The following is a 26,188-nucleotide window of genomic DNA, read 5'->3' as shown; positions in this document are numbered from 1 at the left end:
ACGTCGGCCCGCTGCGACCCGTGCCGCCTAGACGGCCAGGGTCAGAAAGCGAGCCGAATTACTCGGCACCGCCCTGCTCGTCCCGCTTGGCACGAAGAGCGTCCACGGTGCGGACGAGCTTCGAGGGAAGCGCCTGGAAGAGCTGAGCAGCCTGGGACTGCTTGCCCTTGAAGGCACCCGCCAGCTTGGAGAGCAGAACCTCACGGGACTCGAGGTCCGCAAGCTTCTTGATCTCGTCGGCGGACAGCGCCTTGCCGTCAAGGACACCGCCCTTGATGACGAGATTCGGGTTGTCCTTGGCGAAGTCACGGAGACCCTTCGCCGACTCCACCGGGTCACCGGTGACGAAGGCGACAGCCGTCGGACCGTTGAAGAGGTCGTCCAGCGTGGTGATCCCGGCCTCGTTGGCCGCAATCTTGGTCAGCGTGTTCTTCACCACGGCGTACTGGGCGTTCTCACCGAGCGAACGACGCAGCGTCTTGAGCTGCGCCACGGTGAGACCGCGGTACTCGGTCAGCACGGCAGCGCTGGAGTTGCGGAACTGCTCCGTCAACTCCGCCACTGCGGCAGCCTTGTCGGGCCTCGCCATAGAGCCTCGGCCTCCTTCCGGGTGATTCTGACCGCGCGGACCCGAAGGAGGACTGGGGAAAACGAAACGCCCCGGCGCAGGCGCTCGGGGCGGACTCGACCGGTCGTACGCACACCGTGGGTGTGCACACTCCGGGAGTTCTTCCACAGTCACCTGCGCGGGTCGCCCGCAATTTCAGCGGATCCTTCGGCCACCGCGTCCTCATCTGAGTGCACGGCAACGACCAGCGGTCTTTGGCTTCTGTAGGAGAGTACGGGACCGTGCCGCCGCGGAGCAAATCCGCTCCCGCGGCGGCCCGCGGTCAGCTCTGGCCCGCGCCGGCGCCCTTCATCATCTCGGCCAGGTCGACGGTCTCACCGGCCGGCGGGGCGGCGACCTTCACCGGCTTGTTGGTGTCCAGGAAGGTGATCGTCATGTCCAGCGGGCCCTTGGCGGCGGTGCCGCGCATCCGGAACTGCCTGGTCTGGTCCTTGCCGTCGATCCAGGCGTCCATGGTGACCTTGTCGACGCCCATGCCCTTGTACTGCTCCAGGCTCTTCTCGCGGGTCTTGGCGACCTCCGGGCTCTCGCCCGGCTGCGGCTTGCCCAGGTCGGCCAGGGCGACGGTGCCCGTGTAGTGGGTGGTCTCGACGCCCTCCACGGTCTCGGAGCCGACCTTGCGCAGGTCCTTGGCGCCGGTGAGGAAGGTGGACTCGGTCGCCGGGTTCTGCTCGGCCTGGGCCGCGCCGCCCCCGCCCAGCTGGTCCATCTGCTTGCCCGCGTCGGTCCCGGACAGGTCGAACTTCATCCAGCTCTTGCCGTCCATCTCCTTGGCGGCCTCGGCCCCGCCGTTGAGGTACATGACCTTGTCGACGAGGCGGATCTCCACGGTGCCGGTGGAGGGCTGGTCGGGCATCGTCATCTTCATGCTCATGGCGATGGTGGGCTTCATCTGCATCTCGGCGTCGGCCTTGATGTGGCCCTGCTCCGGCACCTGGCCGGTCATGCGGTAGCGCAGCGAGGTGATGTTCTGCGAGTTCTTGGCGGCCTTGGCGACGGCCGCGGCCGGGGTGAGCTGCGGCGTCTCGGCCGCTCCGCTCTTGCCCGCGCTCTTCGAGTCACTCTTCGAATCGCTCTTCGAGTCGTCCCCCGAACAGCCCACCGCGCCCGCGGCGAGGAGCAGCGCGGCCAGCGAGGCCGTCGCGACCCTGCGCCCGGACAGAGCGCGGGCGGGCGTGCGGGACGAGCGGGGCGTACGTACAGAGGTGTCCATGGTTTCCCCCCAGGGAACGGATGGCTTGCGCACAGTTCCGGTGAGCCTATCCGAGCACCGATCATCCGGGCTTGGGGGATTCTTTGATTCAGGAGGCGCCGGCACCGGCGCCCTGGGCGGCCAGCAGCTCCTGGAAGTCCGCCGTGTCGCCCCGCGGCGGTGCGCCGACCGCGACCTTGACCCCGTAGTCGCTGTAGGTGGCGGTGGTGGTCAGGGCGCCCTTCGCCGTGTCCGCCGACTCGACCTTCCTGACCAGCAGGTTCCGGTCGTCGATCCAGAGGTCGACGGTGTCCGTCGTGATGCCGGAGTCGGTCAGCTGGCGCTTCATGTCCGCGAGCTGGGCGGCGGTGAGGCTGTGGCCGGTGCGCGCGGCGAGATCCGCGACATTCACCGTGCCGTGGTAGTGCGTGGTGCGCGCGCCCGCGATCCGCTCCTCGCCCGCCCTCTTCACGTCGCCGGAGGCCAGCAGCAGCTTCACGGCCTGGTTCGGCGTGTTGTTCTGCATCTGGTCCTTGAGATACGCGCCGGAGCCGCCGCCGAGCCGGGCCATGTCGTCGTACCCGTACCTGAGCCAGTGCTTGCCGCCGGCCTGCGCGGCGAACGCCTCGCTCATCCTGGCGTAGTACGCGTCGGGCAGATAGCGGGCCTCGATCGAGGTGGTGCCGGTGGCGCGCATGGTGTCGGCCACGGTGCCGCCCGTGTAGGTGAGGCTGAGCGTGCCGGACAGGCCGTGGCCCCAGGAGAGGGCGCCGTGGCCCTTCATCGACATCAGCGTGCCCATGCTGACCGTCATGTCGACCCGGGCGGAGTCCGCGCGGCCGGTGGAGTCGGCGGCGGTGCGCAGGGCCGTCAGCGGGCCGGCCAGGGTGGCGGCACCGCCCCGGGCGGTCTCCCCCGCCGCCCTGCCGTCCCGGTGCGCCGCTCCCCCGGAGGACCCGCCCGTGCCGCAGGCGGCCACGCCCGCCAGCGCGGCCGTCACCGCGACCACCGATGCCGTACGGCGCACGGTCGTGCTCTTCATCCGGTCCCCCCACCCCTGAGCGGTCTGTGTGCCGTGCACGCTAGCGCAGGGCACCGACAGCGGGGGCGCGCGCCGGAGGGATCGGCCGGTTCGCGACGGAACGGGACGAGCCCCGCCCCTCCGCTCGCGCGGAGGATGCGGGGCTCGTCGCCGACCTGGGTGAGCCGATGGCTCAGACCGCGGCCGGGTCCTCCTCGACGAGGAGGTTGCGGGTGCGGTTCGGGTCGAGCTGGATGCCGGGGCCCATCGTGGTGCTGATGGCGGCCTTCTTGATGTAGCGACCCTTGGCGGCGGACGGCTTCAGACGGAGGATCTCCTCCAGCGCGGCGCCGTAGTTCTCCACCAGCTTGCTGTCGTCGAACGACGTCTTGCCGATGATGAAGTGCAGGTTCGAGTGCTTGTCGACGCGGAACTCGATCTTGCCGCCCTTGATCTCCGTCACGGCCTTGGCGGTGTCGGGGGTCACGGTGCCGGTCTTCGGGTTCGGCATCAGACCACGCGGGCCGAGGACGCGGCCGAGGCGGCCGACCTTGCCCATGAGGTCCGGGGTGGCGACGACGGCGTCGAAGTCCAGACGGCCCTTCGCCACCTCGTCGATCAGCTCGTCGGCGCCGACGATGTCGGCGCCCGCGGCACGCGCGGCCTCGGCACGGTCACCGGTCGCGAAGACCAGGACCCGGGCGGTCTTACCGGTGCCGTGCGGGAGGTTCACGGTGCCACGGACCATCTGGTCGGCCTTGCGCGGGTCGACACCCAGGCGGAAGGCGACCTCGACGGTGCCGTCGAACTTGGTCGTGGAGGTCTCCTTGGCGAGACGGACGGCCTCGAGCGGGGCGTACTGCTTCTCCCGGTCGATCTTGGCGTCCGCAGCGCGGAGAGCCTTGCTGCGCTTGCTCACAACTGCTCCTGTGGGTTCTGAAAGGAGTCGTGGTACGGGCCGAGCAGGCCCTGCCACGGTTCTACGAGGGTGGTACGGAGGCTGGGGTTCAGCCCTCGACCGTGACGCCCATGGAACGGGCGGTGCCGGCGATGATCTTCGCGGCGGCGTCCAGGTCGTTGGCGTTGAGGTCGGGCATCTTGGTCTGGGCGATCTCGCGGACCTGCGCGTCGGTGATCTTCGCGACCTTGGTCTTGTGCGGCTCGCCGGAGCCCTTCTCCACGCCCGCGGCCTTGAGGATCATCTTGGCGGCCGGGGGGGTCTTGGTCACGAAGGTGAAGGAACGGTCCTCGTAGACCGTGATCTCCACCGGGATGACCCAGCCACGCTGCGACTCGGTCGCGGCGTTGTACGCCTTGCAGAACTCCATGATGTTGACGCCGTGCTGGCCCAGCGCCGGGCCGACCGGCGGAGCCGGGTTCGCCGCACCGGCGTTGATCTGGAGCTTGATGAGCCCCGTGACCTTCTTCTTCTTGGGAGGCATAGCTCTCCGGGTCCTTTCGGTTCGGGTCCATGCCCGCGTTCGGGGACCACCCGGACGCAGGCATACCGCACAACGATAACGGGTATAGCTGCGCGGCTGAAAGCCGAGCAGGTCAGACCGGCTGTGATCAGCCCGCCTGACCTGCGCGGAAGCGGTACACCCAGAAAGAACTAGTTCTTCTGGATCTGGTCGAAGCTCAGCTCGACCGGGGTCTCGCGGCCGAAGATCTCGACGAGGCCCTTGACCTTCTTCGAGTCGGCGTTGATCTCGTTGATGGTCGCCTGGAGGGTGGCGAACGGGCCGTCGGTGACGGTGACCGAGTCGCCGACCTCGAAGTCCAGCACCTGGACCTCGACCTTGCGCTGCGGGGCCGGCTTGCCCTCGGCCTCGGCGGCCTCGCGGGCGGCCTTCTCCTCGGCCTCCGGGGCGAGCATCTTCACGATCTCGTCCAGGGACAGCGGGTAGGGGTCGTAGGCGTTGCCGACGAAGCCGGTGACGCCCGGGGTGTTGCGGACGACGCCCCAGGACTCGTTCGTCAGGTCCATGCGGACGAGGACGTAACCGGGCAGCTTGTTCTGCCGGACGGTCTTGCGCTCGCCGTTCTTGATCTGGACGATCTCTTCCTCGGGGACCTCGGCCTGGTAGATGAAGTCCTCGACGTTCAGCGAGACGGCGCGCTGCTCCAGGTTGGCCTTCACGCGCTTCTCGTAGCCCGCGTAGGTGTGGATGACGTACCACTCGCCGGGCAGCGTGCGCAGTTCCTCGCGCAGCTTGGTGACCGGGTCGACGTCGGGCTCTTCCTCGACGGCCCCGGTCTCGTCCTCGGCGGCCGCCTCGTCCTCGTCGGTCTCCTCGGCGTCGGCAGCGCCCTCGACGGCCGCGGCCTCCTCGGCACCCTCGACGGCGTCGTCGTTCTCGGTGCCCTCGGCGTCCTCGGCGTCCTCAAGGGTCTCGTCCTCGACGTGGACGGCGGCCTCCTCGGCCGGCTCGCCCGCGGCGGCGTCGGCAGCCTCGGCCCCGTCCGCCTCGTCCGCACCCTCGACGATGTCGAGCTCGTCATCCACGGACTCGGTCGGCTCGATGGCGTCGTTCAGGTTCGGGTCAGACACGGTGGCTGCTTCTTCCTGGATACATAGGGGTGGAACATGCGAAAACGGGCGCCGGTAACCACGGCGCCCTTCGCTCTGGGCTCAGCCGAAGACGTACTTGGCCGCGTGGTTGAGCCCATAGTCAATCACGGTCACCAGGGCGATCATGACGACGACGAAGCAGATCACCACAGTGGTGTACGACGTCAGTTCGTTGCGCGAGGGCCAGACGACCTTGCGCAGCTCGGCGATGATCTGCCGGTAGAAGGTGGCGAGACGCTTCAGCGGGCCCTTCTTGGCGCGCTTGCCGCCCTTGCGGGGCTTCTTGGACTCCGCCACCTCGTCCTGGGCATCAGGCGTGTCGATGGAGCCCACGGCGTCCGTCATTCGTCCTCACCTGATTCCGGGTCGTGGCCGTGCCGCGCCCGGTCGAGCCGCACGGCGGTGCATTGCTGTACGTACATGCGCACACATCCTGGCGAAGGTGTGTGTAGCAGGGCCGGAGGGACTTGAACCCCCAACCGCTGGTTTTGGAGACCAGTGCTCTACCAATTGAGCTACGACCCTTTGTGTGTCCCCCAACGTACCGCATCCGACCGCGAGTCCGGTGTGCACCGGGTGCGGCGGCCACTTGCTGAAGGCCAACGAGGTGAGAGTGTACGTGGTCCGGGGCCGGGCGTCGAACAGAAAATGGTCTTCGGCGTCCGCCGGGGCCGATCCGTCCGGAAGATCACCTGGCCGGGGACCGGATCCGGACGCGTGTTCAGCACCCGACCCGCCTCCGCCCACTGTGTGAAACCGGTGTGCCCGGGATGTTCGGGGTCTGGAACGATGGGCGGTATGAGCGCTGCAACCCCTCCGACCGAGCGCCGGGTCTCCGCCCGTATCGGCGCGATCTCCGAGTCCGCCACCCTCGCCGTGGACGCCAAGGCCAAGGCCCTGAAGGCCGCCGGGCGTCCGGTGATCGGCTTCGGCGCCGGTGAGCCCGACTTCCCGACCCCGGACTACATCGTCGAGGCCGCCGTCGAGGCCTGCAAGAACCCGAAGTACCACCGGTACACGCCGGCCGGCGGTCTGCCCGAGCTGAAGGCCGCGATCGCCGCGAAGACGCTGCGCGACTCCGGCTGGGAGCCGGACGTCTCGCAGATCCTCGTCACCAACGGTGGCAAGCAGGCCATCTACGAGGCGTTCGCCGCGATCCTCGACCCGGGCGACGAGGTCATCGTCCCGGCGCCGTACTGGACGACGTACCCGGAGTCGATCCGGCTGGCCGGCGGTGTCCCCGTCGAGGTCGTCGCCGACGAGACCACCGGCTACCGGGTCTCGGTCGAGCAGCTGGAGGCCGCCCGCACCGAGAACACCAAGGTCGTCCTGTTCGTCTCGCCGTCCAACCCGACCGGCGCGGTGTACTCCGAGGCCGAGACCGAGGCGATCGGCCGCTGGGCCCTGGAGCACGGCCTGTGGGTGCTCACCGACGAGATCTACGAGCACCTGGTGTACGGCGACGCGGTCTCCGTGTCCCTGCCGGCGCTCCTGCCCGAGCTGCGCGACAAGTGCGTCGTCGTCAACGGCGTGGCCAAGACGTACGCCATGACCGGCTGGCGCGTGGGCTGGGTCATCGGCCCCAAGGACGTGGTCAAGGCCGCGACCAACCTCCAGTCGCACGCCACGTCGAACGTGTCGAACGTCGCCCAGGCCGCCGCGCTGGCCGCCGTCTCCGGTGACCTGGCGGCGGTCGCGGCGATGCGCGAGGCATTCGACCGCCGCCGCCGCACCATCGTGCGGATGCTCGACGAGATCGACGGCGTGCTCTGCCCGGAGCCCGAGGGCGCGTTCTACGCCTACCCCTCGGTGAAGGCGCTGATCGGCAAGGAGATCCGCGGCAGGCGCCCGCAGAGCTCCGTGGAGCTGGCCGCCCTCATCCTGGAGGAGGCCGAGGTCGCGGTCGTCCCGGGCGAGGCCTTCGGCACCCCGGGCTATCTGCGGCTGTCCTACGCCCTCGGTGACGAGGACCTGGTGGAGGGCGTGAGCCGGATCCAGAAGCTGCTCGCGGAGGCGCGGGACTGACGCAGAGGCTGCTGAAGGGGCCTGACCACACTTCAACGTCGAAGTGTGGTCGGGCCCTGACCTTTGTGCGAGCAAGACCACGAACGGGGAAACGGCTTCCGGTCGCGGCCCCGGGTGCGGCAGGATCGGCGGATGGAGCGTGTACGTGATGTCTCTGAGCTGCCGAAGGCCCATCTGCACCTGCACTTCACCGGGTCGATGCGGCCCGCCACCCTGCTGGAACTGGCCGACAAGTACGGCGTACGGCTGCCCGAGGCGCTGACCGACGCCCTGTTCGGCGGGGAGCCGCCGAAGCTGCGGGCGACCGACGAGCGGGGCTGGTTCCGCTTCCAGCGGCTGTACGACGCGGCGCGTTCCTGCCTGCGGGAGCCCGAGGACATCCGGCGGCTGGTGCGCGAGGCCGCCGAGGAGGACATCAGGGACGGCTCGGGCTGGCTGGAGATCCAGGTCGACCCGACCTCGTACGCGCCGCGTCTGGGCGGGCTGATCCCGGCGCTGGAGGTCATCCTCGACGCGGTGGACTCGGCCTCGCGCGAGACGGGCCTCGGGATGCGGGTCCTGGTGGCGGCCAACCGCATGAAGCACCCGCTGGACGCGCGCACGCTGGCCCGCCTCGCCGTGCGCTACCGCGACCGCGGTGTGGTCGGTTTCGGGCTCTCCAACGACGAGCGGCGCGGCATGGCCCGGGACTTCGACCGGGCGTTCGCCATCGCGCGCGAGGGCGGCCTGTTCGCGGCCCCGCACGGGGGCGAGCTGGCGGGCCCGGCCTCGGTCCGCGACTGCCTGGACGACCTGCACGCGCACCGGGTGGGCCACGGGGTGCGCGCCGCCGACGACCCGCGCCTGCTGCGGCGGCTGGCCGAGCGGGGGGTGACCTGCGAGGTCTGCCCCGCCTCCAATGTGGCGCTCGGGGTGTACGAGAAGCCCGCGGACGTGCCGCTGCGGACGCTGTACGACGCCGGTGTCCCGATGGCCCTGGGCGCCGACGACCCGCTGCTGTTCGGCTCCCGGCTGGCCGCCCAGTACGACTTCGCCCGCCGCCACCACGGCTTCACCGACGCCGAGCTGGCGGAGCTGGCCCGCCAGTCCATCCGCGCCTCGGCCGCCCCGGAGGACGTCCGGGCCAAGCTGCTGTCGGGCGTGGACGACTGGCTGGCCGCCTGAGCCGCGGCGGCGCGGCCGCGGGTCAGGACTGCGACAGCGCCCCGACGACCAGGGGCAGCGCCTCCTTGTCGAAGAGCGAGCCGGTCATCGAGGAGGGGACCGCCTTGCCGTCGACCTTCAGGGTGGGTGTGCCGGTCGCCCCGGAGGTGTCGAAGGCGCGTTCGGAGGCGGCCACGTAGTCGCCGTACTTCAGGTCCTTGACCGCGCGGTCGAAGCCGGCGCCGCGCAGCCCCTTCACCCGGGAGGCCAGCTCCAGCAGGTACGCGTCGGTGAAGCCGTCGACGCTCTCCTCGGGCTGGTGGGCGAAGAGGACGTCGTGGTACTCGGCGAAGCGGCCCGCCTCCAGCGCCGCCCGCAGCGCGTTGGCGGCCTTCTTGGAGCCCTGGCCGCCGAGCCGGGCGTCGAGGAAGGAGGCGAGCGTGTACTCCACCCGGACCTGGCCGGAGCGGACCAGCTCGCGCAGGGCCTCGCCGCCGCCCTCGGTCTCGAACTTCTTGCAGACCGGGCAGCGCAGGTCCTCGTAGACCTGGACGACGGTCTTCGCGCTCGCGGAACCGACGCGGACGGTGGTGCCGTCGGCCGCCAGGGCCTCGGTGACCTCCGGTGCGCGGCTCGCCGTGGCGGCGGGACCGGTGCCGTTCCTGCCGTCGCCGCCGTGCGCGGCGTCGCCGCTCCCCTTGTCGCACCCGGTGGCGAGCGTGCCCACCAGCACGGCCGCGGCCGTGATCACGATGCCCCGGCTGCCTCGCAGGCCTCGTACGCCCCGCATGATTCTTCCCCTCCCTGTCCGGACGGGGACCGACCCTATGCGATGTCTGTGCCCCGCCCCGCCCCGCCGGTGGTGAGACCGGTCAGGAGCGTGCCCACCAGACGGGCGGCGAACGCGTCGGCGTCCGGGCGGGCGTCCGCGGCGTCGTACGCGAAGGCCCGCTGGGCGCAGGCACCCAGGAGCAGGGAGGCGGCGGCGAAGGTGTCGGCGCCGGGGGCGATCCGGCCCAGCGAGCGCTCGGCGCGGAGGTAGGCGTCCAGTTCCTCGATGGGCAGGTGGGGGCCGGAGCCCATCCGCCGCATCGCCTCGTCGTGGCGGCGCTTGAGCTGGGTCTCGGCGTACAGCGAGGCCGCGATCGGGAAGCTCTGCTCGTAGAACAGGGCGGCCTGGCGGGCGATCTCGGTGAGGTTCTCGGCCACGGTGCGCCGTTCCGGCTCGGCGGCGAGGGCGCGCAGCAGCGGGGTGAGCCGGGGCAGCCGCTCGTGCAGCACCTGGATGAACAGCTCCTCCTTGCTCGCGAAGTACTTGTAGAGGGCCGCCTCGGAGCAGCCGGCCGCCCTGGCGATCTCCTTGGTGGTGGCACGGGCGAGCCCGACGGTGCGCATCAGCTCGTGGGCGGCGTCGAGGATGCGGACGCGGGCCGGTCTCGTCTCCATGTCACGTCCAATCGGCCGGTCGGCCTTGACGGGTGGGTGAGTGCTTACCCACTCTAGGACCAGACGAGGTGAGTGAATACTCACCCACCTCCGGTGGTCCGGGGTGTCCCCGGACAGGCAGGCAGGAGCGTGCTCATGAACCTCACCGTTTTCGGCGCCACCGGCGGCATCGGCCAAGAGATCGTCCGGCAGGCGCTCGACGCCGGGCACCGGGTCACCGCCGTCGTCCGCGACCCGGCCCGGCTGACCGTGACCGGTGACCGCCTGGAGGTCGTCAGGTCCGGGCTGGTGGACCCGGAGGCCGTGCGCCCGGCCGTCGCGGGCCGGGACGCGGTGCTCTCCGGTCTGGGCGCCCGCAGCCGCAAGGACGCCGGGGTCGCGGCCCGGCTGACCCGTACGGTGCTGCGCGCGATGGAGGCGGAGGGCACGCGCCGTCTGCTCGTGGTGAGCGCGGGTCCGGTGGGCCCCGAGCCGGAGGGCGACGGGTTCCTCGACCGGGCGGCCCGGAGCCTGGTCTCGGCGGTCCTGAAGGACGTCTACGCGGATCTGCGCGAGATGGAGGCCGAGCTGGCGCGCAGCGCCACGGACTGGACGGTGGTCCGGCCGCCGCGCCTCCAGGACAAGCCGCTCACCGGCACGTACCGCACGGTGACCGGCGGCTTCCCGCCGCACGGCCGCTTCATCGCGCGGGCGGACGTGGCCCACGCGATGCTGTCGCTGACCGACGACCCGGCGGCGGTGAAGCAGGGCGTGGGGGTGGCGTACTGAGGGGATGGCGTACTGAGGGGAACCCGCCCCGGTCGCCGCCGGAGGCCGGCCGCTACAGGCCGACGCCGACCGTCACCGGCTCGTTCACCAGCGTCACGCCGAACGCCTCGCGGACCCCGGCCACCACCTCGCGGGCGAGGTCCAGCAGGTCCTTCGTGGTCGCGCCGCCGCGGTTGGTGAGGGCGAGCGTGTGCTTGGTGGAGATCCGGGCCGGGCCGGTGCCGTAGCCCTTGGTGAAGCCCGCCCGGTCGATCAGCCAGGCCGCGGAGGTCTTGGTGCGCCCCTCCCCCGCCGGGTACGCGGGCGGCTCGGCGTCCTCGCCCAGGCGCTCGCGCACCCGGGCCCGGAAGGCGCCGAACTCGGCGTCCGTGAGGATCGGGTTGGTGAAGAAGGACCCGGCCGACCAGGTGTCGTGGTCCTCGGGGTCCAGGACCATGCCCTTGCCCGCGCGCAGCTTCAGCACGGTCTCCCGGGCCCGCTCCAGCGGGACGCGGTCGCCTGCCGACACGCCGAGGGCGCGCGCCGTCTCGGCGTACCTGAGCGGCGCCGACAGGCCGCCCGCGTCCTCCAGACCGAAGCGGACGCGCAGCACGACGTACCGCTCGGGGTGCTCCTTGAAGCGGCTGTGCCGGTAGGAGAAGGCGCACTCCTCGTTGGAGAGGGTGACCGTCTCGCCCGCCGCGCGGTCGTAGGCGACGACCTCGGTGATGGTGGCGGAGACCTCCTGGCCGTACGCCCCCACGTTCTGGATGGGGGTGGCGCCCGCGGAGCCGGGGATCCCGGAGAGGCATTCGACGCCCGCGAGTCCGGCCTCGACGGTCCGGGCGACGGCGTCGGTCCACACCTCGCCCGCGGCCAGCTCCAGCGTGGTGCCGCGCAGGTCGAAGCCGGTGGTGGCGATGCGCAGGGCGGTGCCGTCGAAGCCCTGGTCGCCGATGACCAGGTTGGAGCCGCCGCCGATCACCAGCAGCGGGGTGCCGGCGGCGTCGGCCGCGCGGACGGCGTCGACGACCTCCGCGTCCGTGGTCGCGGTGATCAGCCGGGCGGCGGGGCCGCCCAGACGGAAGGTCGTCAGCGGGGCGAGGGGCGCGTCGTGGAGTTCCTGCACGCGCCCAAGACTACGGGGCCCCGCCGACGGCCTTGCCGACGCTCCCGCCGGGCTCAGGCCAGGCGGACGAGGGCCTGGGAGCGGCCGAGGACCTTCTGCCCCTCGCACAGGGCGGTCAGGTCGATCCGTACGGTGTTGTCGTCGAGCTTGGCCGCGACCTTGCCGACGACGTCGATCCGCGCGCCCTTGTCGTCGTTCGGGACGACGACGGGCTTGGTGAAGCGGACGCCGTACTGCACCACGGCACCGGGGTCGCCGGCCCAGTCGGTGACGACGCGGATCGCCTCGGCCATGGTGAACATGCCGTGCGCGATCACGTCCGGCAGTCCGACCTCCTTGGCGAACTTCTCGTTCCAGTGGATCGGGTTGAAGTCCCCGGAGGCGCCCGCGTACTGCACGAGGGTGGCGCGGGTCACGGGGAAGGTCCGGCCCGGAAGCTCGGTGCCGACCTCGACGTCGTCGTAGGCGATCTTCGCCGTCATCGGATCCTCACGCCTCCTCGGCCGCGCGGGCCACCAGCTTGATCCAGGCGGTCACCACGTGCTCGCCCGCCGCGTCGTGCACCTCGCCGCGGATGTCCAGGATGTCACTGCCGGCCATGGTCTTGATCGCCTCGATGGTCGAGGTGACGGAGAGCCGGTCACCGGCGTGCACGGGGCGCGTGTAGGCGAACTTCTGGTCGCCGTGCACCACGCGGCTGTAGTCCAGCCCGAGCTGCGGGTCCTGGACGACCTCTCCGGCGGCCCGGTAGGTGATCAGGAACACGAAGGTGGGCGGGGCGATCACATCGGGGTGGCCGAGTGCCTGCGCGGCTTCGGGGTCCGTGTACGCCGGATTGGCGTCGCCCACCGCCTGGGCGAATTCCCGGATCTTCTCCCGGCCCACCTCGTAGGGGGCGGTGGGCGGGTAGGAACGCCCCACGAAGGACTGGTCGAGCGCCATGGCTCGGCACCTCCTGGTGTCAGCTGCGGTCGTGCGGAGGGAGCTGGTGAAGACGGTGAAACACCGTGAGGCCGCCCCCCATGGTGCGGGGGCGGCCTCACGTATGAGCCTGATTTATCGCGTTTCGCGGTGCGCGGTGTGCGCGTTGCAACGCGGGCAGTGCTTCTTCATCTCCAGGCGATCCGGGTTGTTACGCCGGTTCTTCTTGGTGATGTAGTTCCGCTCCTTGCACTCCACGCAGGCCAGCGTGATCTTCGGGCGGACGTCGGTGGCAGCCACGTGAGTGCTCCTAAGACGAACGGATGGACTTACTTCAACGCAGAAAAGAGTAGCCGATCGAAGGACCGACCCCGCAATCGGCTACTGTCAGTAGCGGTGACCGGACTTGAACCGGTGACACAGCGATTATGAGCCGCTTGCTCTACCGACTGAGCTACACCGCTTTGATGAGATCGGCCCCGCCTCACGGCGGGAACCTCTCACACCAGAGCCCCAATACGGAATCGAACCGTAGACCTTCTCCTTACCATGGAGACGCTCTGCCGACTGAGCTATTGGGGCGAGCGATGAAGACATTACACGGTCCGCAGCCGTTCACCCAAATCCGTTCCGCGGCCCCCGCCGGACGGCTCCGGAGACCCTTCTCCGTACGGCCACACCGGTACGACTATTGCGCTCCTCCCGTCTCCCGGCGCGCCGCCGCCCTAGGCTCGACGCACTCTGCGTGATCTTGCGCGGCCCCCCGCGCGCACCACGCCCCGGGCACCGCCCACCCCCGCTCGACCACCGCTTTCCGCCCCGTCCGCCGTCCGCCGTCCGTCCCTCTGCCTGTCTGTCTGTCTGTCGTACCGTCCGTCCCTCTGTCGTACCTGGAGTGCGATGCCCCCCGGTAAGCCGCAGCCGCCTCACTCGTCGTCCTCGCCCGGCCCGTCCGGGCGGCCGGACCCGGACACCCTGCTGCTGTGCGGGGCCCGGCTCACCGACGGGCGGACCGTGGACGTACGGCTGTCCGGCGAGCGCATCGAGGCGGTGGGCACGGCGGGCAGCCTCGGCCCGGCCGGGGGCGCGGGCCGCGACGGCGAGCGCGGCGGCGAGCGCGGGGCGGACGGGCCTGGGGACGGCGGATCGCGCGTCGACCTCAGCGGCTACCTGCTGCTGCCCGCCCCGGCCGAGCCGCACGCCCATGCCGACACCGCCCTGACGGCCGACGCGGACGGCCCGGTCTCCTACGACCCGGAGGACGTCCAGCGCCGGGCCACGGAGGCGGCGCTGCTCCAGCTCGGGCACGGCGCGACCGCACTGCGCGCGCACGTGCGCGTGGGCGACGTGCAGGGGCTGGGCGCCCTGACGGCGGTGCTGCGGGCCCGGCGGGCGCTGCGCGGGCTGGCCGAGCTGTCGACGGTGGCGGTGCCGCGCGTGCTGACCGGGGTGGCCGGCGCGGACGGGCTCGCGGTGCTGCGGGACGCGGTGAAGATGGGCGCGTGCGTGGTCGGCGGCTGCCCGGACGTGGACCCCGATCCCACCGGGTACGTGGAAGCGGTCCTGGAGGTGGCCTCCGAGCACGGCTGCCCGGTCGACCTGCACACCGACGCCACCGACCCGGCCCGGCTCGCCCGGCTCGCGGCGATGGCGGGCGGACTGCGCCCCGGCGTGACGCTGAGCCCCTGCGGCGGCCTGGCCCGGCTGCCCGCCGAGGCCGCGGCCCGGACCGCGGACCAGCTGGCCGCCGCCGGGGTGGCGGTGGTGTGCCTGCCGCAGGGCGGCTGCGCGGGCGCGGAGGGGCCCGGGACGGCGCCGGTACGGCTGCTGCGGGCGGCCGGGGTGCGGGTGGCGGCGGGCAGCGGCGCGTTGCGGGACGTGTCGAACCCGGTGGGCCGCGGCGACCCGCTGGAGGCGGCCTATCTGCTGGCCTCCCGCTACGGGCTGCGCCCCGGCGAGGCCTACGAGATGGTGAGCGCGTCGGCCCGCGCGGTGCTCGGTCTGCCCGAGGTGCGGGTGGAGGCGGGCTTCCCGGCCGAACTCCTCGCGGTGCGCGGCGACCGGCTCGCGGGGGCGCTGTCGCTCGCGTACAGCCGGATCGTGGTGCACCGGGGGCGCGTGGTGGCACGCACCAGCGCGGTGCGCGAGTTCTGCGACTCGGCCGCCTCGGTGGAACTGGGGCTGCCCCGGCAGGGGCGGGGAGAGCTGTCGTAGCCGCCGGGGGCGAGCTGTCGACGCCATGGGGCACGCGGGGACGTAGGGACGTGGGGGCGTGGGGGCGTGGGGGCGTGGGGGCGCGCGCAAAGGCCGGGGGCGGGTGGGCCGCGACCGCCTGCGGGGCGGCAGGGGGCGGGAGGGCGCGCGGGACGGCAGGGGGCAGGCGGGCGCGGGGGTGCGGGAGGGCGCGGAGACCGGCCGGGGCGGGCCGAAGTCGTGCGGCGGATACGGCCGTCCGGGCGTACGGTCGAAGACATGCGCATAGTCATCGCTGGTGGTCATGGTCAGATCGCGCTGCGGCTGGAGCGGCTGCTCGCGGCGCGCGGGGACGAGGCGGCGGGCATCATCCGCCGGGCGGAGCAGAGCGACGACCTGAGGGCCGCGGGCGCCGAACCGATCGTGCTGGACCTGGAGTCGGCCTCGGTCGAGGAGGTCGCGGAGCGGCTGCGGGGCGCGGACGCGGCGGTGTTCGCAGCGGGCGCGGGGCCGGGCAGCGGCACCGCGCGCAAGGACACGGTGGACAAGGGCGCGGCGGTGCTGTTCGCCGACGCGGCGGTCCTGGCCGGTGTGCGGCGCCATGTGGTCGTGTCGTCGATGGGCGCGGACGCGGCGCACCGGGGCGACGAGGTCTTCGACGTGTATCTGCGCGCCAAGGGTGAGGCCGACGACCACGTCCGCTCCCTGGACGGCCTCGACTGGACGATCCTGCGCCCCGGTTCGCTGACGGACGGGCCCGGTACCGGCCAGGTGCGCCTGGAGGCGCACACCGGCCGCGGGTCGGTCCCCCGCGACGACGTGGCCGCCGTCCTGGCCGAGCTGGTGGACACCCCGGCGACGGCCGGCCTGACCCTGGAACTGATCGGCGGTTCGGCCCCGGTGCCGGTGGCGGTGAAGTCGGTCGCCGGCAACTGACGCCGCGCTCCGCGTCCTCCGCGCCGCCCTGTCCCGTCCTCCTCAGCCGCCGCCGTCAGAACAGGCTGAGCTGCCCGGGGAATTCGGGGACGGTGTAGCCGTCCAACGACGGCTGCACGGCACCCAGTTGCGCCGTACGGCGGGAGCCGGGGCAGGAGACCAGCTCTCCGGACTCCCGCGCGCCGGGCGGATCGTGCCGCGCGAACCGCCCGGCCACGACGGCGATCTCACGGCGGCACACGGGGCAGGCTCTGCGGCGCGCGGAGGCGGACGACAAGGACATGGCTCCAGTGTGCACCGGGGCACCGACAGTCGCGGTGGCAGTGGCATGGCAGCGGCGGCCGACGGGCGGCGGGCGGCGGGCGGCAGGCCCGAGCCGTCGTCAGGTCCGTTTCGCTGTCGCGTCCGTGCGGCCGTCAGGTGTGTACGGCCGTCAGGTGCGTGCGGCCGTCAGGTGCGTGCGGCCGTCAGGTCGGCGTAGATGATGATGTTGTCCGGGTGGTGGCCGTCGACGATCGGGCCGCCGCAGGTGATCAGGCGCAGTTCGGGCCGCTCGGTGTCGCCGTAGACGGCCTGTGTCGGAAAGGCGTCCTTGCCGACCTGCTGGAGCTTGCGGACGGTGAAGGTCAGGACGGATTTGTCGGCGCGGGTGACGGTGATCGGGTCCCCCACCCGGATCCGGGACACCTCGCGCATGACGGCGGGGCCGGCGGCGGTGTCGAAGTGCCCGATGAGCACCGCCGGTCCGGTCTGCCCCGGAGTCACGCCGCCCTTGTACCAGCCGATGTCGTCGGCCTGGGCGACCGTGGGGACCTGTACGGTGCCGTCGGCCGCCAGGCCGAGTTCGAGCACCGGTCCGGTGTCGACGCTCGCGGACGGTATGCGCACGCGCACGGGCTTCGACGCGCTCAGCGCGGCGGGACGGGCGCCCGCCGCGGGCTCCGGGGCGGCGGAGGCGGCGCGGGAGTGGGAGACGGTGGCCCGGTAGGGGCCGTCTCCGCCGCCGCTGTCGGTGAGCCCGCGGGCCAGCGTCCAGCCGCCGAGCAGCAGGGCCGCCGACGAGAGGGCGACGGCGGCCGGGAACCAGCGGCGCCGGGCGGATCGGGGGACGGACACGCGAGAGCTCCTGGGATTCGGGGGGAACGGCGATACCGGTGACGCGCCGGGGCGATGGTCCGCCCCGGCGCATCACCGGTGCCAGGTGTGGGGCGCACCCGGACCACCCGGACCACCCGGGGCGTGCGCGGCCCGCGCAGGCACCCCATGTGAACAGGGTGGACCGGGTGAACCGGTCAGCTGTCGACGCGGACCGTGCGGCGCCGGCGGATCAGCGCGGCACCGACGCCGGCCGCTCCGGCCAGGGCCACCGCGCCACCGGCCAGCACCGTGGTGTTGTCGCGGCCTGCTCCGTCCTGGGCGTCCTGGACACCGGCGGCCACCGCGCCCACGGGCACGACCTTGGTCTGGGCGGCGGTACCGGCAGTGGCCGGCGACTTGCCGCTCGCGCACGCCGGTGGCGCCGGGAAGTCGTAGGCCTTGCCCCACGGCATGTCACCGCCCTGCGACTGCTGGAAGTACTCCGGCTCGCCGTTCACGGTCTCGATCTTCATGCCGTACTGACCGTTCAGCGGGTGCGCGCGGTCGACGGTGCCGAGGGTCTGTCCGTCGGGGGTCAGCAGACGGGCCTTCGGTCCCTCGGGCCCGTTGCTGAGCTCCACGCGGTAGGGCGCAGCGAGGGCCGAGCGGATCGTCTTGGTGGCGGTGCAGTCGTGGTCGGGGATGGGCAGCCACGAGGACTCCACCGTGCCGTCGGAGGAGTGCAGCACGATGCGCATGCCGTGGATGGCGATGCTGGCGTCGTGGTCCACGGCACGCAGGGTGGCGGTCGGCGGCTCGCCGAACTCGGTGATGACGTCCCCTCGGTACCCGCCCGGCGCCAGCTTGGTGACGTGCACCTCCTCACCGTCGATCAGACCGTATTCCTTGTACGGAGCCTCGCTGGGCTTCGCGGAGGGCGTAGCGCTTCCGGTGGCCGGAGCGGACGTGGAGGGCGAGGACGGAGTGGAGGTGGAAGGGGTGGACGGCGCGGCAGGCGCGGCAGGAACGGCGTCCCGGGCGGTCTTGGCGGGAGCGGTGGCGCTCGGGGCGGCGGCGCCCGGCACGGTGGTGGCGGCGAAGGTGGCGGCTGCGGGACCGAGGACGGCGGCGGCGACAGCGGCACCGACGAGCACGGCACGGACCGTGCTGCGGCGGCCCTTGCGAAGGACAGAGCAGGACATGGAAGGCTCCCGGCGAGAAAGGCAGAAGGTGCGTGGAGATGAGCGGCCGCTCCTCTTGCCCGTGTGGGGCCGGCCCTTCGGTGCGGTAGGAAAATAGTAGGGAGACGTTCGCCACAGGAACTTCCGTGAAGTGTCACAGAACCTCGACAAGGGACAGCGCTTACCACCTTCGCGGGGACAAGGCACCGGAACCACCGACGACACCCGCCACACCACCGGCCACGACACGGCCACAACGGAAAGACCCCCTCCGACCGGCCGTTGAAGGCTGATCGAAGGGGGTCTTCCCCAGTCCAGAGTCAGCTCAGGCCGCGCAGGGACAAGCGGGCAGGCGGTGAGCGCCGCTTCAGGAGTTCGGTCCACGGGCCGTGCGGGTTGCTCGGGCCCGTGCTTGCTGGACGAATCGGAGTCCGCCTTTGGACGCTGGGATCCGTCGCCATCTGGCGACGTTGAAAGGAAGACGGAGCGGTCGGCGCAAGGGACGGCCAGGTCCGGTAGGCCGCGACGGGGCCAACGAAGCGCGCCGGGAGCGGTCGCCCTGCCGGACCCGGGCAGGGACGGTGGCGACACGCTGCCGGAGCTGGCCTCTAGCTCACCTGTATGCGCCGTGCGAGGCTGACGGCGGGGGATGACGACATGAGGCACATACCTTTCTTCCGCTGGGTTCTGACTGCCGGTTTCATGCTCTTCGCCTGTTCGGCGGGGCTGTACGCGGTCGAGTCGGGTCCGGAGCTGCCCGCGACGCGTCAGATCGACTTGGCGGTGGTCGATGAGAAGGCTGACGGCACCTGCCGGGTCCAGTGGAGCGACCCGTATGAGAAGAAGACGCGGGAGGGGCCGTACCACTGCGACGCCGGCCGGAGCGACATTCTCAAGGCACCGAACTTCCAGGACAGCCGGGGCTACGGCTGGGAGTCCGGGTTCATGTTCACGGAAGGGCCGAACCGGGGGGACCTGGACGATTCGAAAGCCTCCTCGGGGGAGGACTTCACCACCTCGGACACCCTCCTGCTGCTGGGACTCCTGCTCATCCTGATCGGAATGGTCGGCGGCAACCTCCGCGCCCTCCCCCGGGTCCTCGGCGTGGAGGCACAGCTCGTGCGTCGCGCGACCCGGCTCGCCGAGGCTGCCGGGTGGGCAGCCGAGGACTACGCGCGGGCCGTGGATGCGGTGCGGGACGCCGGGCGCCACGGGTCGCTCGACGCGGCACCTGACCCCGAACTGGTCCGCTCTCTCTGGGTTCTGCGGGAGGCCGGGCCGCAGGCACACAGGGCGGCGGCGGACGCCCGGGACCTCGCGAAGCGGCTGCGCCCGCTGCTCAGGGAGGCGGCCCCCGCCGCCGGGCTGCGGAACAGGCTCCAGGCCGGACCGGCCGCTCGCGCCGACGCCGAGGTGGCGGTCACCGAGCTGCGCCGGCTGGTGGCCGACGCCGAACGGCACGGTCTGTGGGAGCGGTTCGCGCAGACATCGGTCGACCTGCTCCGGGGGCAGGACGCCGACCGGGCCACCATCGCGGCCGGGACGGACTTCGAGCGGGACCCGGACGCCTACCGGCGGCTCCTGGAGGCCCTCGCGCCTCTCAAGGCGGCGGCCCGGCCGGAGCCTCTCCGACGCCGCCGTCGGCGTCGCTGACCGTCCCACCCGGGACTGGCCCCGTACGGACGGCACTCGTATCAAATCCAGCCCCGACCACCGAGGCAGCCGCCTCCCGGCTCGCAACGCTCAGTCACTGCTGCACGAAACCTGAGCCAGACCCCTGGGAGCCGGGGCCGACCGCCGCTGTCCGCACCTGTTGGTGTCAGCCACTGATGTCAGGCGTCAGGGCCGCTCTCGGCGGAGACCGGAGCCCAACGCTCGCTTCGTGCTCCCGTGCGGAACCTCCGGATTCCCCGACCGGTCTCCACCCGCCAGTCACCCTCCCCACGCACACACCGCCTGCGGCCGGTGCTGCATCGAACAGGCGTCAGCAATAAAGAAACCCCCTCCGACCTGCCGAAGAGGCTGGTCGGAGGGGGTTTTCCCCAGTGTGGCGGCGCCAGGATTCGAACCTGGGAAGGCTGAGCCGGCAGATTTACAGTCTGCTCCCTTTGGCCGCTCGGGCACACCGCCGGGGTTTGCTGCCGTCGAACTGCCTTTCGGCGGTGCTCTGTGGCAACGACGTAAACAATACCCGATGCACAGGGGTGCTTCGCCACCCGATTGATCGGTGTCCCGGAGCCGGGCCGTCCGTGTCCGGGGGCCGGGTGACCAGTGGCCCGGGGACGGGCGACAGGCGGCCCCGGGGCGGGCGGGAAGGTCATGACAGGGCCTAGGCTGGGGCGGATGCGGACCCGGGCCTGCCGGCCGGGGGCAGGCGGTTTCTCCACGCTCGCCGGCCCGCACGCGTCACGTACTTCGACCCACCCCGATACAAGGAGCCACAGGACATGGCCGACTCCAGTTTCGACATCGTCTCGAAGGTCGAGCGGCAGGAGGTCGACAACGCCCTCAACCAGGCCGCCAAGGAGATCTCGCAGCGCTACGACTTCAAGGGCGTGGGCGCTTCGATCTCGTGGTCCGGCGAGAAGATCCTCATGGAGGCGAACTCCGAGGAGCGGGTGAAGGCGGTCCTCGACGTCTTCCAGTCCAAGCTGATCAAGCGCGGCATCTCGCTGAAGGCCCTGGACGCGGGCGAGCCGCAGCTGTCCGGCAAGGAGTACAAGATCTTCGCCTCCGTCGAGGAGGGCATCTCCCAGGAGAACGCCAAGAAGGTGGCGAAGCTCATCCGCGACGAGGGCCCCAAGGGCGTCAAGGCCCAGGTGCAGGGCGACGAGCTGCGTGTCAGCTCCAAGAGCCGGGACGACCTCCAGGCCGTGATCGCGCTGCTGAAGGGCCAGGACTTCGACTTCGCGCTCCAGTTCGTGAACTACCGGTAGGACCGGCGGAGCAGACACAAGGGTGGGCACCGGGAGCACCGGTGCCCACCCTTGTGTGTGTCCGCCGCGCCGCGGCAGCGCCTCGCGTCAGTCGCGTGAGTTGCCGAAGAGGAGGCGGTAGGCGATCAGCAGGACGAGTGAGCCGCCGATGGCCGCCGCCCAGGTGGCGCCGTCGTAGAAGTGCTTGCTGACCGGGTGGTCCAGCCAGCGGGCCGAGATCCAGCCGCCGACGAAGGCACCGGCGATGCCGATGAGGGTCGTGCCGATGAAGCCGCCGGGGTCGCGGCCCGGCAGCAGGATCTTCGCGATGGCCCCGGCCAACAGTCCCAGGATGATCCAGCTGATGACGCCCATGTCCCGAACCTGCCTTTCCCGGCGACCTCGGTTCGTCGCCCGTGAGTGCCACACGCGTGTTCGCACCGTGTCGTCGGGGAAGACGCCGCGGCCGGTCCCCACGGTTGCATCCGGCGGCGGCCCCGGCACGCCGGGATGCGCCGGTTCAGCGGGTGGCGAAGGGCTGGTCGGTCCGGACGATCTCGCGGCCCAGCGGGAGCAGCGAGACCGGGATGAGCTTGAAGTTGGCGATGCCGAACGGGATGCCGATGATCGTGATGCAGAGCATGACGCCCGTCACGATGTGGGCGAGCGCCAGCCACCAGCCGGCCAGGACGAGCCAGAGCACGTTGCCGACGCAGGACGGCGCGCCCGCGTCGCGGCGCTCGACCGTGGTGTACCCGAAGGGCCACAGGGCGTAGACGCCGATGCGGAAGGACGCTATGCCGAACGGGATGCCGATGATCGTGATGCACAGCAGCACCCCGGCCGCCAGATAGCCGAGGAACAGCCAGAAGCCGCTCAGGACCAGCCAGATGACGTTCAGGATTGTCTTCACTGTCGGCGACCTGCCATCTGCTCGAGTCGGGCGATGCGCTCCGCCATGGGCGGGTGCGTGGAGAACATTCTCGACAGTCCCTGTCCCGGGCGGAAGGGATTGGCGATCATCATGTGGCTCGCGGTCTCGATGCGCGGCTCCGGGGGCAGCGGAAGCTGCTGGGTGCCCGCCTCCAGCTTGCGCAGGGCGCTGGCGAGGGCGAGCGGGTCGCCGGTGATGCGGGCGCCGGAGGCGTCGGCCTCGTACTCCCGGGAGCGGCTGATGGCCAGCTGGATGAGGGTGGCCGCGAACGGGCCGAGGATCATGACCAGGAGCATGCCGAAGATGCCGGGGCCCTCGTCGTCGTCCGAGCGGCCGACCGGGATCAGCCAGGCGAAGTTGACCAGGAACATGATCACGGAGGCGAGGGCGCCGGCGACGGAGGAGATCAGGATGTCGCGGTTGTAGACATGGCTCAGCTCGTGGCCGATGACACCGCGCAGTTCGCGCTCGTCCAGGATGCGCAGGATGCCTTCCGTGCAGCACACGGCGGCGTTGCGCGGGTTGCGTCCGGTGGCGAAGGCGTTGGGCGCCTCCGTCGGGGAGATGTACAGGCGCGGCATCGGCTGGCGGGCCTGGGTGGAGAGGTCACGGACCATCCGGTACAGGGCCGGTGCCTCGAACTCGCTGACCGGGCGGGCCCGCATCGCGCGCAGGGCCAGCTTGTCGCTGTTCCAGTACGCGTACGCGTTGGTGCCGAGGGCGATGAGGACGGCGACGACCAGGCCGGTGCGGCCGAAGAAACTGCCGATGACGATGATGAGTGCGGACAGTCCCCCGAGGAGTACTGCGGTCCTGAGCCCGTTGTGCCGGCGGTGCACGGTACGCCCTCCAAGTGGTGCGGCAGGGGAACCCTTCGCTTGCTGTGCGGTCCACTGGTGTGTGGTGTCACGTCCAGTGGACCCTTCCGTACTGGTCAACGCCAGGCGAACGCCCCGGGTTCCCCGGTCGGCGCGAGGGCGCGCGGGCCGTCCGGGTGAGTGCGCGACGGGTGCCCGGTGCCGGGCGGGTCAGAACAGTCCGCCGCCCGCGAAGCGCAGCACCAGCTGGGGCGCGCCGGACAGGGCGACGCCCAGGACACCCGTCAGGGCGAGCGCGGCGGTGAGCGGCGCCGGGACGCGGTGCCGGACCGGTTCGCCCTCGGGCGCGCGGAACAGCAGGGCCGTCCACCTCAGGTAGTAGTACAGCGCGACCACCACGTTGACGGCCATGACGACGGCGAGCCAGCCGAGTCCGGCGCCGACCGCCGCGGAGAAGACGGTGACCTTCGCGAACAGGCCGATGACCCCGGGCGGGAGCCCGGCCAGGCACAGCAGGAAGAAGGCCAGCAGCAGGGCGCACACCGGGTGGGCGGCGTACAGGCCGCGGTAGTCGGCGAGGCGGTTGCGGGGCCGGGCGCGGCCCACGAGCGCGGCCACGGCGAAGGCGCCGAGGTTCACGGCGGCGTACATCAGGGCGTACGCGACGGTGGAGCCGACGGTCCCGCGCGGGTCGTCGGTGTATCCGGCCGCCGCGAGCGGCACCAGGAGGTAGCCCGCCTGGCCGACGGAGGACCAGGCGAGCAGCCGGACCGCGCCGTACGCGCGCGTGGCGCTCTGGCGCAGGGCACCGGCGTTGCCGACGGTCATGGTGAGTGCGGCCAGCGCCGCCAGTGCCGGGCCCCAGACGTCGGCGTACGAGGGGAACGCGACGACGGTGACGAGGATCAGGCCGGTGAAGCCGACCGCCTTGCCGACGACCGACAGATAGGCGGCGATCGGCAGCGGCGCGCCCACATAGGTGTCGGGGACCCAGAAGTGGAACGGGACGGCGGCGAGCTTGAAGGCGAAGCCGACGAGGGTGAGGACGACGCCGGTCTGGGCGAGGGTGTGGAACTGCCCGGCGACGTGAGGGAGGCGGTCTGCCACCTGGGTGAGGTACAGGGTGCCGGTGGTGGCGTAGACGAAGCTGACGCCCAGCAGGCTGACGGCGGTGGCGGTGACCGAGGACAGGAAGAACTTCAGGGCCGCGTCGGAGGACCTGCGGTCGCCGTGTCTGAGGCCCACGAGGGCGAAGGCGGGCAGGGAGGCGACCTCCAGGGCGACGATCAGGGTGGCCAGGTCGCGGGCGGCGGGCAGCAGGGCCGCTCCGGCGGTGGCGGACAGCAGCAGGAACCAGTACTCCCCTTCGGGGAGTCCGCCGCGCGCGTCCCTGAGGGCGGTGACCGACAGCAGGGCCGCCAGCAGGGCGCCGCCCAGCACCAGGAGCTGGACGACGAGGGTGAAGTGGTCGGCGGTGTAGCTGCACACGCCGGGCTGCCGGTGCCGGCAGAAGGTGCCGCGGTCGCCGTCCAGGAGGGGCAACAGGAGCAGCGCGGAGGCGGCGAGTCCGGCGACGGAGACCCAGCCGAGGAGGGGTTTGCGTGCCCGCGGGACGAAGAGGTCGGCGACCAGGACCGCCAGGGCGGTCACCGCGGTGAGGGCGGGTGGCGCGACGGCGAGCCAGTCGACGGACTGGACCGCCGACGCGACCGGCGACTGGGCCAGGACGCTCATCGGGTGCCTCCCGCGAGGAGTTGCTGCACGGCCGGGTCGGTGAGCCCGAGCAGGGCCTTGGGCCAGAGCCCGGCGAGGACGGTCAGGGCGACGAGCGGGGCCCAGGCCGCGAACTCGAAGCCGCGCACGTCGGGCAGTTTCGGGGTCTCGGCCGCCGCGGCGCCCATGCAGACGCGGCGGACCACGGCGAGCATGTACGCGGCCGTCAGCAGGGTGCCGAACGCGCCGATCGCCATGAAGGTGAGGAAGGCGGGGCGGCTGAGGCCGTCGGCGGGCCGGAACGCGCCGAACAGGGCGAGCATCTCGCCCCAGAACCCGGCCAGTCCGGGCAGTCCGAGCGAGGCGACCGCGCCGAAGGCCAGCAGGCCGCCCAGGCGCGGGGCCCTGCCGTACAGGGCGGAGCCGGACTCCTCGGCGAGGGCGTCGAGGTCGGTGCTGCCGGTGCGGTCCTTGAGTCCGCCGACGAGGAAGAAGAGCAGGCCGGTGATGAGGCCGTGGGCGATGTTGGCGAACAGGGCGCCGTTCACGCCGGTCGGGGTGGCGGTGGCGATGCCGAGCAGCACGAAGCCCATGTGGCCGACCGAGGAGTAGGCGATGAGCCGTTTCAGGTCGCCCCGGGCACCGCGCCGGGCCAGGGCGAGGCAGGCCAGGGAGCCGTAGACGATGCCGACGACGGCGAAGGCCGCGAGGTAGGGCGCGAAGGTGTGGAAGCCGTGCGGCGCGACGGGCAGCAGGATCCGGACGAAACCGTATGTCCCCATCTTCAGCAGGACGCCCGCCAGCAGGACCGAGCCGACGGTCGGGGCGGCGGTGTGGGCGTCCGGCAGCCAGCTGTGCAGCGGCCACATCGGGGTCTTGACCGCGAGCCCGAGCCCGATCGCCAGAACGGCGACGACCTGCACGGACGCGGTCAGCGACCGGCCGTTGTCAGTGGCGAGTGCCACCATGTCGAACGTGCCCGCCTTGATCCCGATCAGGAGCAGGCCGAGCAGCATGACGACCGAGCCGAGGAGGGTGTAGAGGATGAATCGCCAGGCCGCGGCCCGCCGGCCCGCGCCGCCCCAGCGGGCGATGAGGAAGTACATCGGGATGAGCACCGTCTCGAAGGCGAGGAAGAACAGCACCAGATCGAGGACGGCGAAGGTGGCGAGCGTGCCGGACTCCAGCAGGAGCAGCAGGGCGACGAACGCCTTCGGGCTCGGGCCCGCGGGCGGCTTGAAGTAGCTGTACAGCGCGCAGAGGAAGGTCAGCAGCGCGGTCAGGACGACGAGGGGGAGCGAGATGCCGTCGATGCCGAGGTGGACGCGCACGTGGAGTGCGGGGATCCAGCTGATGTCCGTCGTGGCCTGCATCTTCGACGGATGGTCGTGGTCGAAGCCGAGCGCGAGGACGAGCGCGGCGGCGAGCAGGACACCGGTGACGGTCACTCCGTGCCGGAGCACGGCCTGCTCGGGCGACTTCCCCTTCAGTCCGGGCGGGGCCGGCAGGAGGGCGGCGACCGCGCCCAGGAGCGGGCCGGCGACGAGGAACGCCAGAAGGAACTGCATCACTGACTCGCTGATATCGATCACGCCTG

Annotated in this window: 28 protein-coding genes and 4 tRNA genes; 7 read left to right on the top strand and 25 right to left on the bottom strand. The window is 71.7% G+C overall.

Going from position 1 to position 26,188, the window contains the following annotated elements; all coding sequences use genetic code 11:
* Positions 1-58: 58 nt before the first annotated feature.
* The 8 genes from rplJ to A8713_RS18530 form a co-directional block, all read right to left on the bottom strand.
* Positions 59-589, bottom strand: a complete 531-nt coding sequence (rplJ, locus tag A8713_RS18565) for a 50S ribosomal protein L10 (RefSeq protein WP_018564784.1) — start codon at positions 587-589, stop codon at positions 59-61.
* 301 nt (positions 590-890) lie between these two features.
* Positions 891-1,841, bottom strand: a complete 951-nt coding sequence (locus A8713_RS18560) for a hypothetical protein (RefSeq protein ID WP_064534611.1) — start codon at positions 1,839-1,841, stop codon at positions 891-893.
* 88 nt (positions 1,842-1,929) lie between these two features.
* Complete coding sequence (locus A8713_RS18555; protein ID WP_064534609.1) at positions 1,930-2,862, bottom strand: hypothetical protein; 933 nt, start codon at positions 2,860-2,862, stop codon at positions 1,930-1,932.
* A 172-nt stretch (positions 2,863-3,034) separates the two neighbouring features.
* Positions 3,035-3,760: a 50S ribosomal protein L1 gene (gene rplA, locus A8713_RS18550; protein WP_018564781.1), complete on the bottom strand. Its 726-nt coding sequence runs from the start codon at positions 3,758-3,760 to the stop codon at positions 3,035-3,037.
* Positions 3,761-3,848: 88 nt separating this feature from the next.
* Positions 3,849-4,283 carry a 50S ribosomal protein L11 gene (gene rplK / locus A8713_RS18545; protein ID WP_018564780.1) on the bottom strand — a complete coding sequence of 145 codons (435 nt, stop codon included), beginning with the start codon at positions 4,281-4,283 and terminating at the stop codon, positions 3,849-3,851.
* A gap of 170 nt (positions 4,284-4,453) precedes the next feature.
* The gene (gene nusG, locus A8713_RS18540) at positions 4,454-5,392 is read right to left on the bottom strand and encodes a transcription termination/antitermination protein NusG (RefSeq protein ID WP_064534606.1); all 939 of its coding nucleotides are present in this window, start codon (positions 5,390-5,392) and stop codon (positions 4,454-4,456) included.
* Between the two features lie 81 nt (positions 5,393-5,473).
* The gene (secE, locus tag A8713_RS18535) at positions 5,474-5,758 is read right to left on the bottom strand and encodes a preprotein translocase subunit SecE (RefSeq protein ID WP_018564778.1); all 285 of its coding nucleotides are present in this window, start codon (positions 5,756-5,758) and stop codon (positions 5,474-5,476) included.
* 107 nt (positions 5,759-5,865) lie between these two features.
* Positions 5,866-5,938: transfer RNA gene (locus tag A8713_RS18530), tRNA-Trp, on the bottom strand.
* 273 nt (positions 5,939-6,211) lie between these two features.
* Between A8713_RS18530 and A8713_RS18525 the strand changes: the two genes are divergently transcribed.
* Both A8713_RS18525 and A8713_RS18520 read left to right on the top strand, forming a co-directional pair.
* Positions 6,212-7,438, top strand: coding sequence for a pyridoxal phosphate-dependent aminotransferase (locus A8713_RS18525; protein WP_064534604.1), 1,227 nt, complete (start codon positions 6,212-6,214; stop codon positions 7,436-7,438).
* 132 nt (positions 7,439-7,570) lie between these two features.
* Complete coding sequence (locus tag A8713_RS18520) at positions 7,571-8,602, top strand: adenosine deaminase (protein WP_064534602.1); 1,032 nt, start codon at positions 7,571-7,573, stop codon at positions 8,600-8,602.
* A 22-nt stretch (positions 8,603-8,624) separates the two neighbouring features.
* Here A8713_RS18520 and A8713_RS18515 read toward each other — a convergent pair whose 3' ends face one another.
* Positions 8,625-9,371: a DsbA family protein gene (locus A8713_RS18515; RefSeq protein ID WP_064534600.1), complete on the bottom strand. Its 747-nt coding sequence runs from the start codon at positions 9,369-9,371 to the stop codon at positions 8,625-8,627.
* 35 nt (positions 9,372-9,406) lie between these two features.
* The gene (locus A8713_RS18510; RefSeq protein WP_064534598.1) at positions 9,407-10,027 is read right to left on the bottom strand and encodes a TetR/AcrR family transcriptional regulator; all 621 of its coding nucleotides are present in this window, start codon (positions 10,025-10,027) and stop codon (positions 9,407-9,409) included.
* 135 nt (positions 10,028-10,162) lie between these two features.
* Here A8713_RS18510 and A8713_RS18505 point away from each other — a divergent pair, with 135 nt between their 5' ends.
* Positions 10,163-10,795, top strand: a complete 633-nt coding sequence (locus tag A8713_RS18505) for an NAD(P)-dependent oxidoreductase (protein WP_064534596.1) — start codon at positions 10,163-10,165, stop codon at positions 10,793-10,795.
* A 52-nt stretch (positions 10,796-10,847) separates the two neighbouring features.
* On the opposite strand, the gene A8713_RS18500 is transcribed toward A8713_RS18505, so the two are convergent.
* The 6 genes from A8713_RS18500 to A8713_RS18475 form a co-directional block, all read right to left on the bottom strand.
* A complete protein-coding gene (locus A8713_RS18500) occupies positions 10,848-11,903 on the bottom strand; it encodes a UDP-N-acetylmuramate dehydrogenase (RefSeq protein ID WP_064534594.1) in 1,056 nt (351 codons plus the stop codon).
* A gap of 53 nt (positions 11,904-11,956) precedes the next feature.
* Positions 11,957-12,385 (bottom strand): MaoC family dehydratase, encoded by a 429-nt coding sequence (locus A8713_RS18495; RefSeq protein WP_064534592.1) that lies wholly within the window; start codon positions 12,383-12,385, stop codon positions 11,957-11,959.
* A gap of 7 nt (positions 12,386-12,392) precedes the next feature.
* Entirely contained in the window at positions 12,393-12,845 is a 453-nt protein-coding gene (locus tag A8713_RS18490; RefSeq protein ID WP_064534591.1) for a MaoC family dehydratase N-terminal domain-containing protein, read from the bottom strand.
* Between the two features lie 114 nt (positions 12,846-12,959).
* The gene (gene rpmG, locus A8713_RS18485; protein ID WP_003948671.1) at positions 12,960-13,124 is read right to left on the bottom strand and encodes a 50S ribosomal protein L33; all 165 of its coding nucleotides are present in this window, start codon (positions 13,122-13,124) and stop codon (positions 12,960-12,962) included.
* A gap of 91 nt (positions 13,125-13,215) precedes the next feature.
* Positions 13,216-13,288 (bottom strand) — tRNA-Met (locus tag A8713_RS18480).
* Between the two features lie 45 nt (positions 13,289-13,333).
* Positions 13,334-13,406: transfer RNA gene (locus A8713_RS18475), tRNA-Thr, on the bottom strand.
* A 318-nt stretch (positions 13,407-13,724) separates the two neighbouring features.
* Here A8713_RS18475 and A8713_RS18470 point away from each other — a divergent pair.
* Complete coding sequence (locus tag A8713_RS18470; protein WP_064534589.1) at positions 13,725-15,038, top strand: amidohydrolase family protein; 1,314 nt, start codon at positions 13,725-13,727, stop codon at positions 15,036-15,038.
* A gap of 258 nt (positions 15,039-15,296) precedes the next feature.
* On the top strand, positions 15,297-15,953 hold the full coding sequence (locus tag A8713_RS18465) for an SDR family oxidoreductase (RefSeq protein ID WP_064534588.1): 657 nt from the start codon (positions 15,297-15,299) through the stop codon (positions 15,951-15,953).
* A 55-nt stretch (positions 15,954-16,008) separates the two neighbouring features.
* On the opposite strand, the gene A8713_RS18460 is transcribed toward A8713_RS18465, so the two are convergent.
* From A8713_RS18460 to A8713_RS18450, 3 genes are all read right to left on the bottom strand, one after another.
* Positions 16,009-16,236 carry a hypothetical protein gene (locus A8713_RS18460; protein ID WP_064534586.1) on the bottom strand — a complete coding sequence of 76 codons (228 nt, stop codon included), beginning with the start codon at positions 16,234-16,236 and terminating at the stop codon, positions 16,009-16,011.
* Positions 16,237-16,403: 167 nt separating this feature from the next.
* The gene (locus A8713_RS18455; protein WP_064534585.1) at positions 16,404-17,069 is read right to left on the bottom strand and encodes a class F sortase; all 666 of its coding nucleotides are present in this window, start codon (positions 17,067-17,069) and stop codon (positions 16,404-16,406) included.
* Positions 17,070-17,245: 176 nt separating this feature from the next.
* The gene (locus A8713_RS18450; RefSeq protein ID WP_064534583.1) at positions 17,246-18,232 is read right to left on the bottom strand and encodes a hypothetical protein; all 987 of its coding nucleotides are present in this window, start codon (positions 18,230-18,232) and stop codon (positions 17,246-17,248) included.
* Positions 18,233-18,868: 636 nt separating this feature from the next.
* On the opposite strand from A8713_RS18450, the gene A8713_RS18445 reads away from it, so the two are divergent.
* On the top strand, positions 18,869-19,864 hold the full coding sequence (locus A8713_RS18445; RefSeq protein ID WP_216826773.1) for a hypothetical protein: 996 nt from the start codon (positions 18,869-18,871) through the stop codon (positions 19,862-19,864).
* Between the two features lie 395 nt (positions 19,865-20,259).
* Here the strand turns inward: A8713_RS18445 and A8713_RS18440 are convergent.
* Positions 20,260-20,341, bottom strand: a tRNA-Tyr gene (locus tag A8713_RS18440).
* 317 nt (positions 20,342-20,658) lie between these two features.
* Between A8713_RS18440 and A8713_RS18435 the strand changes: the two genes are divergently transcribed.
* A complete protein-coding gene (locus tag A8713_RS18435; protein WP_064534580.1) occupies positions 20,659-21,147 on the top strand; it encodes a YajQ family cyclic di-GMP-binding protein in 489 nt (162 codons plus the stop codon).
* A gap of 87 nt (positions 21,148-21,234) precedes the next feature.
* Here the strand turns inward: A8713_RS18435 and A8713_RS18430 are convergent, their stop codons facing one another.
* The 5 genes from A8713_RS18430 to A8713_RS18410 all read right to left on the bottom strand — a co-directional run bounded on the left by A8713_RS18430 (position 21,235) and on the right by A8713_RS18410 (position 26,183).
* Positions 21,235-21,501: a GlsB/YeaQ/YmgE family stress response membrane protein gene (locus tag A8713_RS18430; protein WP_064534578.1), complete on the bottom strand. Its 267-nt coding sequence runs from the start codon at positions 21,499-21,501 to the stop codon at positions 21,235-21,237.
* Between the two features lie 145 nt (positions 21,502-21,646).
* Positions 21,647-22,039: a YccF domain-containing protein gene (locus tag A8713_RS18425; protein ID WP_018564762.1), complete on the bottom strand. Its 393-nt coding sequence runs from the start codon at positions 22,037-22,039 to the stop codon at positions 21,647-21,649.
* Complete coding sequence (htpX, locus tag A8713_RS18420) at positions 22,036-22,899, bottom strand: zinc metalloprotease HtpX (RefSeq protein ID WP_064534576.1); 864 nt, start codon at positions 22,897-22,899, stop codon at positions 22,036-22,038. Before htpX ends, A8713_RS18425 begins: the two co-directional genes overlap by 4 nt.
* A 189-nt stretch (positions 22,900-23,088) precedes the next feature.
* Positions 23,089-24,612: an NADH-quinone oxidoreductase subunit N gene (locus tag A8713_RS18415; RefSeq protein ID WP_064534574.1), complete on the bottom strand. Its 1,524-nt coding sequence runs from the start codon at positions 24,610-24,612 to the stop codon at positions 23,089-23,091.
* A complete protein-coding gene (locus A8713_RS18410) occupies positions 24,609-26,183 on the bottom strand; it encodes a complex I subunit 4 family protein (RefSeq protein WP_064534572.1) in 1,575 nt (524 codons plus the stop codon). Before A8713_RS18410 ends, A8713_RS18415 begins: the two co-directional genes overlap by 4 nt.
* Positions 26,184-26,188: the final 5 nt, after the last annotated feature.

This window comes from Streptomyces sp. SAT1, assembly GCF_001654495.1.
Classification (GTDB): Bacteria; Actinomycetota; Actinomycetes; order Streptomycetales; family Streptomycetaceae; genus Streptomyces; species Streptomyces andamanensis.
The sequence above is the reverse complement of the archived record's forward strand: the minus strand, read 5'-3'. Positions and strand labels throughout refer to the sequence as shown.